Origin of the sequence: Neochlamydia sp. AcF84 (assembly GCF_011087585.1) — a bacterium.
In the GTDB taxonomy this organism is placed as follows: domain Bacteria; phylum Chlamydiota; class Chlamydiia; order Chlamydiales; family Parachlamydiaceae; genus Neochlamydia.
This window is the reverse complement of the sequence record NZ_VJOT01000021.1, coordinates 1-15,209: the sequence shown is the minus strand read 5'-3', so window position 1 is coordinate 15,209 and position 15,209 is coordinate 1. Positions and strand designations below refer to the sequence as shown.

General features: G+C 39.0%; 25 protein-coding genes. All 25 read right to left on the bottom strand.

Annotated elements, in window-relative coordinates; genetic code table 11:
• Positions 1 to 545 precede the first annotated feature (545 nt).
• Entirely contained in the window at positions 546 to 1,790 is a 1,245-nt protein-coding gene (locus tag NEOC84_RS01440; RefSeq protein ID WP_166154595.1) for a UPF0158 family protein, read from the bottom strand.
• A gap of 95 nt (positions 1,791 to 1,885) precedes the next feature.
• On the bottom strand, positions 1,886 to 2,314 hold the full coding sequence (gene rplQ / locus NEOC84_RS01435) for a 50S ribosomal protein L17 (RefSeq protein ID WP_166154593.1): 429 nt from the start codon (positions 2,312 to 2,314) through the stop codon (positions 1,886 to 1,888).
• A 17-nt stretch (positions 2,315 to 2,331) separates the two neighbouring features.
• Entirely contained in the window at positions 2,332 to 3,447 is a 1,116-nt protein-coding gene (locus NEOC84_RS01430) for a DNA-directed RNA polymerase subunit alpha (protein WP_166154591.1), read from the bottom strand.
• Between the two features lie 39 nt (positions 3,448 to 3,486).
• A complete protein-coding gene (gene rpsK, locus NEOC84_RS01425) occupies positions 3,487 to 3,900 on the bottom strand; it encodes a 30S ribosomal protein S11 (RefSeq protein WP_039383825.1) in 414 nt (137 codons plus the stop codon).
• Between the two features lie 21 nt (positions 3,901 to 3,921).
• Entirely contained in the window at positions 3,922 to 4,290 is a 369-nt protein-coding gene (rpsM, locus tag NEOC84_RS01420; protein WP_039383824.1) for a 30S ribosomal protein S13, read from the bottom strand.
• A gap of 159 nt (positions 4,291 to 4,449) precedes the next feature.
• Positions 4,450 to 5,823, bottom strand: coding sequence for a preprotein translocase subunit SecY (gene secY, locus NEOC84_RS01415; RefSeq protein ID WP_166154589.1), 1,374 nt, complete (start codon positions 5,821 to 5,823; stop codon positions 4,450 to 4,452).
• Between the two features lie 33 nt (positions 5,824 to 5,856).
• Positions 5,857 to 6,306 (bottom strand): 50S ribosomal protein L15, encoded by a 450-nt coding sequence (rplO, locus tag NEOC84_RS01410; RefSeq protein ID WP_166154587.1) that lies wholly within the window; start codon positions 6,304 to 6,306, stop codon positions 5,857 to 5,859.
• On the bottom strand, positions 6,303 to 6,803 hold the full coding sequence (gene rpsE / locus NEOC84_RS01405) for a 30S ribosomal protein S5 (protein WP_166154585.1): 501 nt from the start codon (positions 6,801 to 6,803) through the stop codon (positions 6,303 to 6,305). Before rpsE ends, rplO begins: the two co-directional genes overlap by 4 nt.
• A 32-nt stretch (positions 6,804 to 6,835) precedes the next feature.
• Positions 6,836 to 7,207, bottom strand: coding sequence for a 50S ribosomal protein L18 (gene rplR / locus NEOC84_RS01400; RefSeq protein WP_039383819.1), 372 nt, complete (start codon positions 7,205 to 7,207; stop codon positions 6,836 to 6,838).
• Positions 7,208 to 7,238: 31 nt separating this feature from the next.
• The gene (gene rplF / locus NEOC84_RS01395) at positions 7,239 to 7,784 is read right to left on the bottom strand and encodes a 50S ribosomal protein L6 (RefSeq protein ID WP_166154583.1); all 546 of its coding nucleotides are present in this window, start codon (positions 7,782 to 7,784) and stop codon (positions 7,239 to 7,241) included.
• A 38-nt stretch (positions 7,785 to 7,822) separates the two neighbouring features.
• Positions 7,823 to 8,227, bottom strand: coding sequence for a 30S ribosomal protein S8 (rpsH, locus tag NEOC84_RS01390; RefSeq protein ID WP_039383816.1), 405 nt, complete (start codon positions 8,225 to 8,227; stop codon positions 7,823 to 7,825).
• Between the two features lie 16 nt (positions 8,228 to 8,243).
• Complete coding sequence (gene rplE / locus NEOC84_RS01385; RefSeq protein ID WP_166154581.1) at positions 8,244 to 8,801, bottom strand: 50S ribosomal protein L5; 558 nt, start codon at positions 8,799 to 8,801, stop codon at positions 8,244 to 8,246.
• An 8-nt stretch (positions 8,802 to 8,809) separates the two neighbouring features.
• Entirely contained in the window at positions 8,810 to 9,169 is a 360-nt protein-coding gene (gene rplX / locus NEOC84_RS01380; RefSeq protein WP_166154580.1) for a 50S ribosomal protein L24, read from the bottom strand.
• 15 nt (positions 9,170 to 9,184) lie between these two features.
• On the bottom strand, positions 9,185 to 9,553 hold the full coding sequence (rplN, locus tag NEOC84_RS01375; protein WP_039383811.1) for a 50S ribosomal protein L14: 369 nt from the start codon (positions 9,551 to 9,553) through the stop codon (positions 9,185 to 9,187).
• A gap of 33 nt (positions 9,554 to 9,586) precedes the next feature.
• Positions 9,587 to 9,826 carry a 30S ribosomal protein S17 gene (gene rpsQ / locus NEOC84_RS01370; RefSeq protein WP_166154579.1) on the bottom strand — a complete coding sequence of 80 codons (240 nt, stop codon included), beginning with the start codon at positions 9,824 to 9,826 and terminating at the stop codon, positions 9,587 to 9,589.
• A gap of 27 nt (positions 9,827 to 9,853) precedes the next feature.
• The gene (rpmC, locus tag NEOC84_RS01365) at positions 9,854 to 10,054 is read right to left on the bottom strand and encodes a 50S ribosomal protein L29 (protein ID WP_039383808.1); all 201 of its coding nucleotides are present in this window, start codon (positions 10,052 to 10,054) and stop codon (positions 9,854 to 9,856) included.
• Between the two features lie 9 nt (positions 10,055 to 10,063).
• On the bottom strand, positions 10,064 to 10,483 hold the full coding sequence (rplP, locus tag NEOC84_RS01360; protein WP_039383806.1) for a 50S ribosomal protein L16: 420 nt from the start codon (positions 10,481 to 10,483) through the stop codon (positions 10,064 to 10,066).
• Positions 10,483 to 11,130, bottom strand: coding sequence for a 30S ribosomal protein S3 (gene rpsC / locus NEOC84_RS01355; protein WP_166154577.1), 648 nt, complete (start codon positions 11,128 to 11,130; stop codon positions 10,483 to 10,485). Before rpsC ends, rplP begins: the two co-directional genes overlap by 1 nt.
• Positions 11,131 to 11,133: 3 nt before the next feature.
• Entirely contained in the window at positions 11,134 to 11,475 is a 342-nt protein-coding gene (rplV, locus tag NEOC84_RS01350; protein WP_166154575.1) for a 50S ribosomal protein L22, read from the bottom strand.
• Positions 11,472 to 11,753: a 30S ribosomal protein S19 gene (rpsS, locus tag NEOC84_RS01345; RefSeq protein WP_039383797.1), complete on the bottom strand. Its 282-nt coding sequence runs from the start codon at positions 11,751 to 11,753 to the stop codon at positions 11,472 to 11,474. The genes rplV and rpsS overlap by 4 nt, the downstream gene beginning before the upstream one ends.
• A 2-nt stretch (positions 11,754 to 11,755) precedes the next feature.
• Positions 11,756 to 12,601, bottom strand: a complete 846-nt coding sequence (gene rplB / locus NEOC84_RS01340) for a 50S ribosomal protein L2 (protein WP_039383795.1) — start codon at positions 12,599 to 12,601, stop codon at positions 11,756 to 11,758.
• Positions 12,602 to 12,620: 19 nt separating this feature from the next.
• The gene (gene rplW / locus NEOC84_RS01335; RefSeq protein WP_166154573.1) at positions 12,621 to 12,956 is read right to left on the bottom strand and encodes a 50S ribosomal protein L23; all 336 of its coding nucleotides are present in this window, start codon (positions 12,954 to 12,956) and stop codon (positions 12,621 to 12,623) included.
• 44 nt (positions 12,957 to 13,000) lie between these two features.
• A complete protein-coding gene (gene rplD / locus NEOC84_RS01330; RefSeq protein WP_166154571.1) occupies positions 13,001 to 13,690 on the bottom strand; it encodes a 50S ribosomal protein L4 in 690 nt (229 codons plus the stop codon).
• A 23-nt stretch (positions 13,691 to 13,713) separates the two neighbouring features.
• Positions 13,714 to 14,385 carry a 50S ribosomal protein L3 gene (rplC, locus tag NEOC84_RS01325; RefSeq protein WP_166154569.1) on the bottom strand — a complete coding sequence of 224 codons (672 nt, stop codon included), beginning with the start codon at positions 14,383 to 14,385 and terminating at the stop codon, positions 13,714 to 13,716.
• A 233-nt stretch (positions 14,386 to 14,618) separates the two neighbouring features.
• Positions 14,619 to 15,110, bottom strand: coding sequence for a hypothetical protein (locus tag NEOC84_RS01320; RefSeq protein WP_166154567.1), 492 nt, complete (start codon positions 15,108 to 15,110; stop codon positions 14,619 to 14,621).
• Positions 15,111 to 15,209 lie beyond the last annotated feature (99 nt).

The following is a 15,209-nucleotide window of genomic DNA, read 5'->3' as shown; positions in this document are numbered from 1 at the left end:
AAATAACAAGTACCTAAGAAGGTGTCCTTGAACCTTTGCTTTTGATCAATGAAAACCAATTCAATAGAAGGAGGAGTATAATGCTTAGGAAGCTATCCTGCTGAGCTGAGCAATAAAGAAAAAGAACAGGAAAAAATAAACTCTTTATTCTGTTTCCTATAAAAAAAGAGGGCGGCCCTATATAAACATTTTAAAAGAGACCCACTAGATGCTATCTTTATCTAAACTTTGCAGGAGGCCAATGAAGACATCTTCTTATGATTTTTCTCCTTAGAAGACAGTCTTTAATTATTTCTCTAGCAGCACTATACTACCCTCTGGCAGCAGAGCGAAGGCTATCTAAATCTTATGGCACGCTGCTAACTGGTATGCAAGAAGAGGTGAAGAATGTAGAGAAGAAAAATATAAATGTATAAAAAACGGATAGGCAATCATAGGAAAATGTTGCCTAAACTAACTCTAAACCTAGTAAAATCGGATCCCTGAAACATTCGCTCCTTTGCTAAAGGCTATTCATACCGTGCAAGCGCTAGCTATGAGCAAGGTTATTTCGGAGGCTTATTGGCTTTAATTTTTTGTTTAGGTTTACCTTTAGCTGTTTTAGAATCCATTAATTTAATCTTACTACTCTTAGCTAAGGGTTTAGGTTTATTCTCCTTAGGAGAAACTTTTACAGCTTTAGATTTGCGTGAGGAAGAATTATCTTTAGACTTCTGAGTAGGCTTTTTAGCTGGCTTAGAAGATGTCGAGGATGCCCCGTTTACATAGATAGCTTTGCTAATTGCTGGATTGTTATCAGCTGTGAAGGCAAAATCTTCTTTTTCTTCTTCATCTTCTCCATCAAAATGATTGATAGTCGTCTTATCAGCTATGTCTAAAAACCTTCTAGACTCTGGCTTGCTTTTATCCTGATCTAACCATTTGGAAGATAAATTGCGTAAAGCTGCCAGCTTTTGATTAATACTCTGAAGATTTTGATCCATGCCATCATGGAGTTGACGCCTACTTGCTAAAAGCTGTCCCTCATTTTCAAATTTAGAAGAGAAGGTTACTGCGGAAGCAGTTAAATCAGGTGTAAACAAAAACAAACGCATAGAAGCTGGCACAGTTGTATAGACATCGGTGGCAATCTGCGGCTCAAACTCTTGCTTAACAGCTTGCTTAGGAGGCCTTCCACGTTTAGGACGAGGATTTAGAGCTTCATTAGAGTAGTAGGTCTTAGCTTTCGCTAGCAAGGCTTTTCTAGCTTGTAAGATATCTTTACCTACTTTTGTATCGAATAGGTGGCGTTTGACCTTTTCTAAAAGCGATTTGGGTAAATCTAAATCCTCTTCGAACACAAAATGAAACTGGTTATTTCTTAACCACTCAATAATACGAATGCGAGACCTTTCTTGGTAAAATTGCTGCCATTTTTCTAATTCAGAAAGATGGTCGTAGATAAACTCAAGAAAGTTTTCCCTAGCTTCTTTGGATTGAATGATTTCTAGTAATTTTTCCTTCGTATCAATATCATACACTTTTTCATTAACGAAACCTTCCATAATCTTTTTAGTTTCATAAAAAGTTAATTTAGGAATAAGAAAGTAACGCTCACTATGCTGGCGCAATTCCTGTTCTAATGCCTCTATCTCTTCCTGAGGTTTATCCAGGTCGACATAAACTATAAAGCCCTCTTGGCGGTCAAGATAAAAATCGCGTTCGTCATCAGACTTTGTAAAAGCTTCGATCAGTCGATGACAACGCAAGATAAGAGGGTTTTGAGCTTCTTTTAGTGTCTTACTCCTCATGGGCAACGATCCTTTAAAAATGTGTATAGATACAAAAAGATCGCATAATTATGCGATCTTTTATACTAGAACTCTATAATAACTAGATTAGGCTCTTAGTTGTCAAGATATTCGATAATACACATTTGAGTATTATCGCCCACACGACGTTGAGCTTTTACAATTCGTGTATATCCACCCGCTCTGCTTGCAAAGCGTGGCCCTAATACACCAAATAGTTTATCAATCACCTGCCTATCTGTATTATAGGCACTTGTGTCCCCTTTACGAGCAGCACGTGCTTCTTTGTCAGTCAACGCATTGAAACGAACCATCATTTCACTAATTGCACGACGCCTGGTAGCTAAAGTGTTTTTCTTTGCTAAAGTGATCATTTTATCGGCATAACGACGTAGCGCTTTTGCTTTCGGCACCGTTGTTTCGATGCGCTCATTTTCGATCAATGATTTTAACATATTGGCAAACATACACCGTCTATGTGAACTGGTACGGCTTAGTTTACATGTATCTTTTCTGTGTCTCATATCTTATTACCTAGCTGCTAATCTTCAACTTTTGCTAATTCTTTTCTACCTTTTTTGTCTTCATTGTAATGCTTGATCTTATCTTTCACATTATCATGTGTAATACCATAGCGAGAAAGATCCATGCCAAGAGATAAGTTCATTTCATGAAGTTTAGCTTTAATTTCATTTAAAGATTTCTTGCCAAAATTTCTAAACTCAAGCATTTTTCTCTCAGGAATGGATACAAGTTCAGCAATTGTATCAATGTTTGCTCCACTCAAGCAATTGGTTGACCTAACGGATAACTCAATCTCATCGATACGAAGGCAAAGTTTTTCCATCATTTCATCTGCATCGCTATCTCCATCACCTAATCCTTCGTCAAATACCAGTGAGTGGGATTTGGCTTTTGTAAATACGTCGAAATGCTTAACACCGATTTGAGAAGCAAATGAAACTGCCTCTACAGGAGTCACACGCCCATCTGTCACGACTTCAAAAATTAAGCGATCAAAATCTGTATCCTGACCTACGCGCGTATTTTCTACAAAATAGTTAACTATACGTACAGGTGAAAAGGAGGCATCTAAAAGGATTTCATCAGCGGTTTTATCATAAATAATATGCCGTTCTGAAGGTACATAGCCACGTCCTATGGCCACACGTAGATCTAATTGGCGTTTCATAGGTTTAGTAACCGTGAATAGATGAAGACCCGAATTAACAACCTCATATGAACCGTCTTTTACAATATCACCTAGAGTAACTTTATACTGGCCATTATTCTTGTCAAGCTCCTCTTGAGTAATATCTAAAACACATGTCAAAATGCGCGTATCACGGCTATAAGAACTTTCATCCGTAGGCAACTTTCTTAAAAGAGCACCTTTAAAATTGAGCACGATATTGGTCATATCTTCGATAACACCTTCAATGGCCATATATTCATGGGGCACACCTTCAATACGCAAGGCAATAATAGCAGGAGCTTCTAAAGAAGAGAGCATCATACGTCGCATGGAGTTTCCAATTGTATGACCAAATCCGCGCTCAAAAGGTTCTGCAATGATTCGAGCCACATTGGAATTGTCTTTATCCTCTTCTACTAAAATTTTTTGGGGCATTTCGAACTTGCCGTATTTAACAGACATTAAGCGACTCCTAAATAATTTAAAATTTCTGAGTGTTTATTACACCCGTCTACGTTTACGAGGACGGCACCCGTTATGTGGTACTGGTGTGGTATCACGAATAGCAGTTATTAACAAACCAGTGCTTTGCAAACCGCGTACAGCAGATTCACGACCTGCTCCTGGCCCTTTTAGGTTAACTTCAATTTCTTTCATTCCTAATGACATAGCAGCTTTGCCTGCATCTTGTGCAGCTACAGTCGCTGCGAACGCTGAAGACTTACGAGAACCAGAAAAGTTTACTTTTCCGGCTGAAGACCAGGAAATAACGCGACCCGAAGGGTCAGTAATAGCAATAATTGTATTATTAAAAGTCGCCTTCACAAAGGCAATTCCAGATGGAACGTTCTGATGGCTTCTTTTTTTTGCTTTAACAGGCTTTTTTGTTGTTGTTGTGGCTGACTGCTTAGACAAAGTAGAGCACTCCTCTTAAAATTATTTCTTCTTATTAGCAACAGTTTTACGTTTACCTTTACGTGTACGAGAATTAGTTCTTGTACGTTGTCCTCGAACAGGTAAACCAGAACGATGTCTAGTTCCACGGTAAGAGTGAATAGATATTAATCGTTTGATGTTATTTTGAACTTGCCGGCGTAGATCACCTTCTACCATATATTCAGATTGCAGCAAGTTGTTAATACGTGCTATATCATCTTGTGTTAGCTTGTGAGCACGCATATTGTGATCAAACCCAAGCTTCTCAATAATCTCGTTTGACAAGCTACGACCTATTCCGTAGATATAGGTTAGTGCTATTTCTAATCTCTTATTATCCGGTATATCTATACCGATAACTCTAGGCATTGAATCTCTCCTAAAATTTCAAAAATGGAATTCGAAAATTTATCATACTTTCACTTTATTAGCAAAAGCTTTATTTATGAAAACGCTTGACTTGCTATGAATGTAACTATTTGAACTGTTCAGATGATTACATGTAAAGCTCACTTGCAAATATTATTTTTATCCTCTTCCTCTTATCCTACCTTTCTTCATAAAGCCTTCATATCTCTTCATCAATAAATGGGATTCAATTTGCTTCATTGTATCTAAAACAACTCCTACAAGAATCAACAAAGCTGTACCTCCAAAGAAGTAGCTAATCGTTGCTGGCACTCCTAATAGGCGGCCTATAATGGTAGGTAATACAGCAATCATAGCAAGAGAAATAGCCCCTATGAGAGTAATTTTATTCATAGTAGATTCTAAATAATCTTGGGTGGGCTTACCTTGTCTTATGCCAGGTATAAATGCTCCATTTTTCTTCATATCCGATGCTATCTGATCAGGTCTAAACTGAGTAGCAGTCCAAAAGTAGGTAAAAAATATAATTAAAACTACAAACAATAAGATATAGAGCGTACTTCCTGGAGATAGCCACTGAGCGATCTCACTTAATCGGTTACCTGCTCCTGCAAAGGTCGCAATTATAGCAGGAAACATAAGCAAAGAGGAAGCAAAAATTACTGGTATTACTCCTGCATAATTAACTTTTAAAGGAATATAGGAATTTCCCCCTTGTACTTCTTTTCTACCTACTACACGCCTAGCATATTGTAAGGGTATGCGTCTATGTCCTTGTATGACCAATATAGTTCCTAATGCGACTACAACAAATATCGCTATAAGCACTAGGACCGTCGTAAAATTCATCGCCCCAGGTTCTTGAGAGTTTAAGTTCAGCTGTTGAATAATCAACCCAATCGCTGTAGGCAATTGCGAAACAATACCTACGGTGATAATTAAACTCATTCCATTGCCAATCCCTCTTTCTGTAATCTGCTCTCCTATCCACATCAAGAGAACTGTTCCTGCAGTCATAGTGAAAATGAAAAGCAAATAAAATAGGATAGGCATGCCCCAGATCTGAGCATCTAACAATTCGCCTGTAATTATACCTGGACGGCTATAATTCATTTGAATGGCATATTTAGCAAACATCGCCGATTGGAGGATAGACAAAATGATTGTCAGGCCACGTGTATACTTGTTAATTTTTCTACGGCCCTGCTCGGCATTTTCTTTAATTTCACGCTGCAAAGAAGGCCACAAAGCCACCACAAGCTGCATAATAATAGAGGCAGAAATATAGGGCATAACACCTAAGGCAATCACTGTCATCTGGGAGAATGCGCCTCCTGAAAATATATCAACGAGTTGAAAAAGGTTCTGTCCCCCGCCTGTTGCGTGCCTAAAAAAACTTACTGCCACTTCTCCATTGATTCCAGGGACGGGTATAAATCCTCCCACACGGTAGACTGCTAGCATTAAAATTGTAAATAGAATCTTTGCTCTTAGCTCTGGGATCTGAAAAACTTTCTGTAGCTCTTTGAACATCTTCTACCTCGATTTAGTAAGCGCTCTTAATCTCTAAACAATTTCAATAGCAATTTTTGCTTTTTGTAGCTTTTCTTGCGCTGCTGAAGAGACGGCTTTTACTTCAATTTTAACTTTTTTATTCAATTCCCCATCCCCTAAAATTTTTATTCCACGGCTTTTGCCACGAAAGAAACCCTTTTCAGCGAGTGTTTGAGCATTTACAGTTTCACCGTCACTATACATTTCATTAAGTTGACCTAGATTGACAGTTTCATATTTATTGCTGAATCGTGCGTTACTAAAGCCTCGAATAGGTAGCTTCATAAACAGACGAAACTGGCCACCTTCGTAGCCTAGGCGCCTTTTATACCCAGAACGAGAGCCTGCTCCTTTTTCACCCCGGCCGCAAGTTTTGCCTAGTCCAGAGCCAATTCCTCTACCCACACGTCTACGTTTTTTTCTTTCTCGCGATACATCTTGTAATTTATTGAGTGATGTCATCCTTGGCCTCTCATCTGTTTAATTTGCTCACGTTTTTTCAAGTGGGACAAAGCTTTGAAGGTTGCACGTACCTGATTGATTGGGTTATTAGAACCAACACTTTTTGCCATCACATCTTTAAGACCTGCTAATTCAAGTACAGCTCGTACTTTAGATCCAGCAATAACTCCTGAACCAGCCGGCGCAGGCTTAAGTAAAATAGCAGCGCCATCCCAGTTGACCAAAACCTCGTGAGGCACTGAAGTCCCTTCACTAGCAAAGGTTATCATGTTCTTGCGAGCAGACTCTCCACCTTTACGAATAGCATCAGTTAACTCATTGGCTTTAGCAAAGCCATAACCAATGCGGCCTTTTCCATCGCCCACTAGAATTAAAGCTGAGAAGCTAAACTTGCGTCCACCTTTTACTACTTTGGAGCAGCGGTTAATATAAAGAACTTTCTCGTTAAATTCAGAATTAGTTCTTTCTTTTTTGGGATTGTCATTACTTTTTGCCATTAGGTCTATCCTAAATTTTTTCCAAATAGTTTTTAGAATTGAAGCCCAGCTGATCTTGCTGCTTCAGCAAGGGCGGCTAAAATTCCGTGATACTTGAATGGTCCTCTATCGAAGACGATTTCTTTTATATTATTTTTTTGTGCAATTTGCGCAATTTTCTCACCAAGTTTAGCAGCTGAAAGTTTATTTTTCCTAGCGAATTCAGTATTCTTAAATTCATTTGAAAAAGTTGCAGCACTACCGATGGTAACATGATTATCATCATCAATAAGTTGCACTTGAATATGCTTATTTGTTTTCACTACACATAAGCGTGGCTTCTCACTTGTGCCATGAATCTTTTTACGTACTCTTAAAGCGCGCTTAATGCGTAATTTATGTCTTTTTTTGGTTATATTAATCATACGATCCTCATTGAGCCTTTCTACCTAGCAATTATTTTTTCGCAGAAGCCGACTTACCAGCTTTTTTACGGACATACTCGCCTGCATAACGAATACCTTTACCTTGATAGGGTTCCGGAGGCCTGATCGCACGAACCTGTGCAGCAAACTGTCCAATTTGTTGAGGGTCAGAACCTGAAATTACAATCGTCGTATTTTTCTCTACTGCTACTTGCAAACCCTCAGGTATTGTCAACTTAGTAGGATGTGAATAACCAACTTGTAAATCTAATAATTGACCTTGCACTACCGCTCGGTAACCTACGCCGATCATTTCTAACTTTTTAGTAAAACCTTGCGATAAGCCTACCACCATGTTATTGATAAGGGATCGATAGAGCCCATGGTAATTACTCATTTTTTCATACCCCGAGGCCAAATTAACTTGAAGATGATCGTTTTCAATGACCAGCTCAATGCCAGAGATGATTTCGCGGGTCAGAGTTCCTTTAGGGCCTTTAACAGTTAGGGTAGAATCTTCAAGCTTAACTTCTATACCTTTTATCAAGGGAATGGGTGCTTTTCCTTTACGAGACATTTATAAACTCCTTCTAATGGGCAAACTATACCTAAATATTACCATACCAGGCAGAGCAATTCGCCACCGATATGTCTTTTACGAGCTTCGTTACCTGCCATTAATCCTTGCGAAGTAGACACAATAGAAAGACCTAACCCACCATAAAAGTGTGGAATATCTTCATGTCCAACATATTTTCGTAGACCTGGCTTTGATACTCTTTTTAGTCCTTGGATAACAGGCTGTCGACCTTCAACATATTTGAGGAAGAGTCTGATAGTTCCACGGTGATTTTGGTCTTTATTTACTAAATAATTTTCGATAAAGCCATATAATTTTAGAATCTCCGCAAGGTTTTCTTTAAGCTTGCTCCAGCTAACATCAACATAACGATGTTCTGCTTTGGCAGCATTTCGAATCCTTGTGAGGAAATCGGCTACGGGATCACTAGGTATTGCCATGATTTCATCTCCTATCTTAAGCTATTACCGAGACCGGCAGGTTATTAAAAGGGAGTCCAAGCAGACGGAGGAGCTCTACACACTCAGCATCTGTTTCGGCGCTTGTAACAAAGGTGATGTGCATCCCTTGTGTACGTTTAACTTCGTCAAGATTAATTTCAGGAAAAACCTGCTGATCATCAAGTCCTAATGTATAGTTGCCTTGCCCATCACATTTGGTAGGAAAGCCCCTAAAGTCACGTATACGTGGGCTGACGATGTTGGATAAACGATCAAGAAAATCATACATTCTTTCTCCACGTAATGTGACCTTAATACCTATTGGTTGGCCTTCACGCAGTTTAAAGTTTGAAATAGCTTTTTTCGCTTTAGTAATTACCGGCTTTTGTCCAGACAACAGGGTCAACTCATTAACACAAGCTTGAATAGCATTTTTATCTTTTGAAGGTTCAGCGATACCCATATTGACCACGATTTTTTTCAAACCAGGGATGTTCATCGGGTTTGTATACCCGAACTTCTCTTGTAGCGCAGGCTTAACCTTTTCTAGATAATTTTTCTTTAACCTAGACATTATAACTTTCAACTCTTTTTAGATTTTGTTTTTTTAACAACACGATGAACAACATGCTTGTCATCTTGCTTGTAAACCCATTCCTTATGGCCTTCATCACTTTTTTGAGCCTTAAGTTTAACAGGGTTATCTTCAGTATTTAACACTTTTAAATTAGAGATATGAATACCTTTCTCTAGTTCAATGATACCACCATGGGGATGAGCTTCACTTTTTTTAACGTGCTTTTTGCGCAGATTAAGCCCTTGCACCACGAGTTTATCACCCAAACGTGCAATCACTTCACCCTTTTGTCCTTTAAAGTTGCCCGCGATAGCGATCACTTTATCGCCTTTACGGATTGCTTTATGTGTTTTAACTTTAGTCATGTACTAGCCCTTTTATTAAATCACTTCTGGTGCCAGTGAGGCAATTTTGAGAAAATCTCTATCGCGTACTTCACGAGCTACGGGTCCAAAAATACGTGTACCACGTGGATTGTTTTTGTCATCGATCAATACACAAGCATTCGTGTCGAATTTCAAAACTGTTCCATCATCTCTTTTAATAGGTGCAGCTGTTCTGACAATCACTGCTTTGACCACATCGCCTTTTTTGGCTCCGCCTTCTGGTTCAGCTTCTTGTACTGAGCAAACGATAATGTCACCTACATGCGCATAACGGCGTTTAGAACCACCCAATACTTTAAAGCATTTGACGCGCTTTGCACCTGAATTGTCGGCTACTTTGAGCTGCGTTTCTTGTTGAATCATACGTTGCTAACTCCAAATATATTATGCAATTTGCTAGGCGACAACACGCCATCTTTTTAATTTTGATAGTGGCCTTGTCTCCACAATAGTAACCTGTTCGCCTATTTCATAAGGCCGTCCTTCATTATGGGCAAAGACTTTCTTATTTCTTTTAGTCACTTTGCCATATACAGGATCTCGCAGCCTTCTTTCAATCTTGACTACTAAAGTCTTAGCCATTTTATTAGAGACTACAATACCTTTTTTTTCTTTACGATTTCCTCTTTCGTCCATCTTCTAACCTCAAAGTTGGTATATTATTTATGCTAACCGCTTTTTTTCGTTGATGACAGTCAGCAAGAGGGCAATTTCCCTTTTCTTATGGCGTACTAAATGAGGCTTTTCTACTTTGTTAGATTGCTTCATTTCATTTATAAGGTTAAAAAGATCTCTACGTGCATCCTTACAATTGGCTTCTAAATCTTCTAACGATTGGTCTCTAAAATCTTTAGCTTTTTTCATTCTACTACCTTATACTTGTTCAACACGTTCGACAAATCGTGTCTTTAGTCCAATTTTAGCTGCAGCACGTCTCAATGCATGTTGAGCTTCTTCTTTTGAAACGTTACCCACTTCAAACAGTATTCTACCTGGTTTGATAACCGCTACCCAATGGTCAAGTCCCCCTTTACCTTTACCCATACGCACTTCTTGGGGCTTTTTAGTAACAGGCTTATCCGGAAAAATTCTTATCCAAACTTTTCCTTTACGCTGGAAATAGCGGTTAATAGCCACACGGCATGCTTCAATTTGCTGATTAGTGAGCCAACCGCGCTCAAGAGCTTGTATACCAAACTCACCAAAGTGAACGAAAGTCGCTCCTTTACTCAAACCTGAGCAGGAACCTTTCATTGTTTTGCGGTGTTTTGTTTTCTTAGGCATTAAAGGCATTACTGTTGGCCCTCCTTCACTTGATTATCTTCACCACGGTAAATCCAGACTTTCACTCCAATACTACCATAAGTTGTTTCTGCACGTCCCATGGCATAATCAATATCAGCCCGGAGTGTATGTAAAGGAGTACTCCCCTCTTTATACCATTCTGTCCGTGCAATTTCTGCTCCCCCTATACGGCCAGAACATTGCACTTTAATTCCTAGAGCACCAGCTTCAATGCTAGATTGCATCGCTTTTTTCATTGCACGCCTAAAGGGAATTCGTCTTTCTAATTGCTTTGCAATAGCATCGGCTACAATTTTTGCATCAAGATCAGGTCTTTTAATTTCTTCTACTTCAATCCAGACTTCTTTACCTGTAAGTTTAAAGAGTTCTCCGCGTAATCCTTCAATTTCAGAACCTTTTTTACCAATAACCATCCCTGGACGGGCTGTGCAAATAGTCACTTCGATTTTTTCGCTCATGCGTCGAATTTTTATTTGCGAAGTACCTTGACACTGAGGTTTTTTCATTAAATACTCTCGAATTTTCTTATCTTCGACGAGTAAAGTACCAAATTCTTGCTTATTCGCATACCACTTTGAACGCCATTTTTTATTCCGAATAAGGCGGAATCCTATTGGATTAGTTTTTTGTCCCATTCCTTACTCCTTTCCTGAACTGACTATAATAGTAAAGTGACTTGTTCTTTTTAAAATCGGATGGCGGCCACCCTTATTTTTGGGCTTTGCACGTTTAAGTCTTGGCCCTTCATCAATACGTACTTCTAATACTTTAAGATCTTCGCGGCGTAGATCTAGCTGCGTTTCAGCATTAGCAACAGCGCTATCTAAGGTTTTTTTTAAGAGACGCCCTGCTTTTAAATTGCTATACAATAATTGGAGGTTAGCTTGTGGAACAGGCAGCCCTCGTATTAACCCTGCGGCAAGCCGTGCTTTACGGGGGCTAATTCTAATATACTTGCTTATTGCTTTTGCCCTATTCATTTTGATTGTGCCTCTGCTTTCTTAATTGGATGGCCTTTGAAATTACGGGTAGGAGAAAATTCACCCAGACGATGTCCAACCATATTTTCCGAGACAAAGACAGAAATGAATTTTTTGCCGTTATGCACTTCAAAAGTGTGTCCGATCATTTCAGGAATGATCATCGATCGTCTTGACCATGTTTTAATTGGCGTTTTGCCCCCTTTACCATTCATATCTTCAACTTTCTTATGAAGATGGTGATCAATAAAAGGTCCTTTCTTGAGTGATCTTGCCATACTTATTTTTTCCTTCGATCTTTAACAATAAACTTGTTCGATTTCTTTTGAGATCTAGTTCGAAGCCCTCGTGTATACAGCGCCCATGGTGTTTGTGGGATGTTACCCTTATGCTTTCCTTCACCACCACCGTGCGGGTGGTCGACAGGGTTCATCGCAGTTCCGCGAACGGTTGGGCGAATCCCCTTCCATCGCATACGGCCAGCTTTACCTTCTACACGCAAATTATGCTCCGAATTGGAGACCATTCCAAAAGCTGCACGGCAATTTTCACTCACCATACGCACTTCACCTGAAGGCATTCTAATTGTTGCATATCCGCCACTTCTGGCCATCAACTGAGCAGAAAGACCAGCAGAACGAACCATTTTAGCTCCTCTACCGGGAATCATTTCTATAGCATGGATAGTAGAACCCAAAGGCATAAATTTTAACTTCATGCAGCATCCTACACTAAAAGGAGGCTCATCGCTTGTCTGCACTACATCTCCATCTTTCAAACCATGAGGAGCCAAAATATAGCGTTTTTCACCGTCAGAGTAATTAAGCAGTGCTATATAAGCCGATCTGTTAGGATCATATTCTATAGAAGCTACGCGAGCTGGTATATTTTCCTTATCTCTTTTGAAATCAATTATTCTGTAATGACGCTTATGCCCACCACCTTTATGACGACAGGTAATATGCCCATTGTTATTACGTCCATTCGTTCTTTTTTTAGGCAGCATCAGCGACTTCGTAGGCTTTACCTTAGCACGGCTACCTTCTTTGGCACGAGTGAGCGTTTCATTGATTGGAAGGATTAATTGACGTGTACCCGCCGTTATGGGACGATATTTTTTTAACATAACTCTCTTCGCCTCTTATTTATACGTTATCAAGGCTATCGCCTTTTTGCAGGGTAACCATAGCTTTTTTAAAACCAGGCTTCATGCCTGAACGACCACGAACACGTCTTGCTTTAGGCTTAACGTTAATTGTATTGACAGCTACTACTTTAACATTTCTGTCGCTGTAAATCTCTTCAATGGCATTAGCAATGTCAGTTTTATTTGCTTTGCGATCGACTACGAATACATACTTCGGGGATTCGCAACGCTTCAGTGAGGGATTACTACTGGCATTTTTAAGCTCTTTCAATACCAAGGCTTTCTCGGTAACATATTGATGTTTCACAACTTGGTAAGGATTTTTTTTTGACATTACTCTATTCCTTTCATCTATAACTTGGTGTTATTCCTTATCTATCAAGGACAAAGCCACTCAACCAATTCAATTAGGGCAGGTTCCGTCACTACTATATCTTTAGCAACTAGAACATCATAACCACTAATGTTAGTGGCTAGTGAAAACGAAACTTTTGGTAGATTGCGCACGCTTTTAATAAAATTATCATGTTGATCATGATGTATGGATACGCGCTTTGTTTCCTCTTCAGTCTTAACTTCTGCATAATGAGCTTCACCTAAAAACATTACCCTATTATTTGCTAAGCCTGTGACCTCTAAAAAGTCAGCCATAACTTTAGTTTTAGGTTCATTAAGAACAGATTCTGTAAGAACATGTAAACGATTTGCAGCAATTTTTTCAGCAAGCAAACAGCGAATTGCAGCTTTTCGTTCTTTTTTATTAATACGAACATGCTGATCAAATTTAGGCCTTGGCCCAAAAACACGACCGCCCCCTTTATACTGAGGAGCTGAAAGCATCCCCTGACGAGCACGCCCTCCACCTTTCTGCGGATGAGGCTTTTTTGTTGAGTGATTGACCTCAGAACGGGTCTTAGTATTTGCCGACCATTGGCGAGCATTGGCTCTGATAGCGACGATATAATCTTTAATCATCTGCCCATGCGCTTCAGCATTAGCTAATCTTTCATCAACTATCACTTGGCCAATTTCCTGACCTTTTAAATTATATTTTTTCAGTGTTGCCACAAGATAACTCCAGAAATTTTTTACTAGCTAGCTTTTTTTAAGCTTGTTTTTTTCACCGATGGGGCAATATAGACCAATCCATGCGTAGGACCTGGCACAGCACCCTTTACGATAATCACCTGTTCTGCAGGCTTTACCATGACCACTTCTAAATTTTGAATGGTGACAGTTTCACAACCCATATGACTAGGACGTGGGCTATTAGGAAGCGAACGACCTGGTGTTGAGCGCATACCTGTAGATCCAGCATGACGATGAAATCCCGAACCGTGTGAAGCAGGCCCCCCAGAGTAATTATACTTTTTCATTGTACCTTGATAACCTTTACCCTTTGAAACTGCTGTGGCATCAACGAATTTTACATCAGCAAAAAGGTCTATCGCTAACTCTTGACCTACTTGATATTGTTCAATGTTATCAACCTTTGCTTCCGAAAGGTTTTTACGTGGAGATACAGATGCTTTACTGTAATGTCCGCGCAAAGGTTTGGATAGACGATTCGCCATCGTTCGCTGGTCTTTAACATGAATTTTATCAAAACCAATCTGAATAGCATTATAACCATCAATCTCTTTCTTCTTGATCTGGACAATAGCATTTGGTTGCACTTCAATAACCGTACCCACAATACTATTTCCATTCTCATCAAAAAGCTGGATCATTCCACGCTTTTTGCCCATCAGTTTAGGCGCCATATGAAAATCCTTAACCCACTATCTTGAGTATTTGAGCAATCATTTTTTTATATTACAATCTAAGAAATGAATACCTGTATAACTAGTGATAAGCTGCGTGCGAAGCACGTTCTTAACAGCGCTAAACAAGTGAAAACATTTTTGGCAGCTTATTAAATTTTCATCTAATAAAATTGCTTAAATGAAAAGACTATCAAAGTGGAGTATTTTTCTCAACAGATATTTAAAAAAAATTACTCTATAGATTTACATTCCCCTTTACAGTTACCCTTTAAGAGCTTTTCTTTGATCAATACTTTGATAATTTCTCCATCTTTTAGCTTTCTTTTTCTTTTTAGCCGCCCTACATCTGCTTTTTCTAGTGGTTCAATTAGCTTAATCAGCTCCTCCATTAAAGTTCCTTTAAGAATAGTTAACGGGCCTGTTTTCCTAGCAGCCCCTTCTACTTTCACTGTAATATATTCTTTGTAAGGCACTTTGATTAATTGGCTGTTTTTGACTTTTTTATTTAAAGAAATCTTACCTAAATCCGCCTCAAGAAGAACTTTAGCTTGCTCTAACACATTTGCTAAAGTAGCTGTTTTTTCAACATTATATAAGCCCGGGAGCTCAACAGCTCCTTCTACACGTACAGTCTGAAGCCTATTATATAAATGATGGGGTTCAGAATATTTTCTAGAAGATAAAAACCAATGCTTATGAGTAAGGCAGGTCAATACAATCATAAATAAGGACACTTGTCATTAACTGGCATTTAACCTAATCTTTTTTCTGATTAATATTTTTTATCAACACCTTCATTTATTGTTATCTGGGTTCTTGTT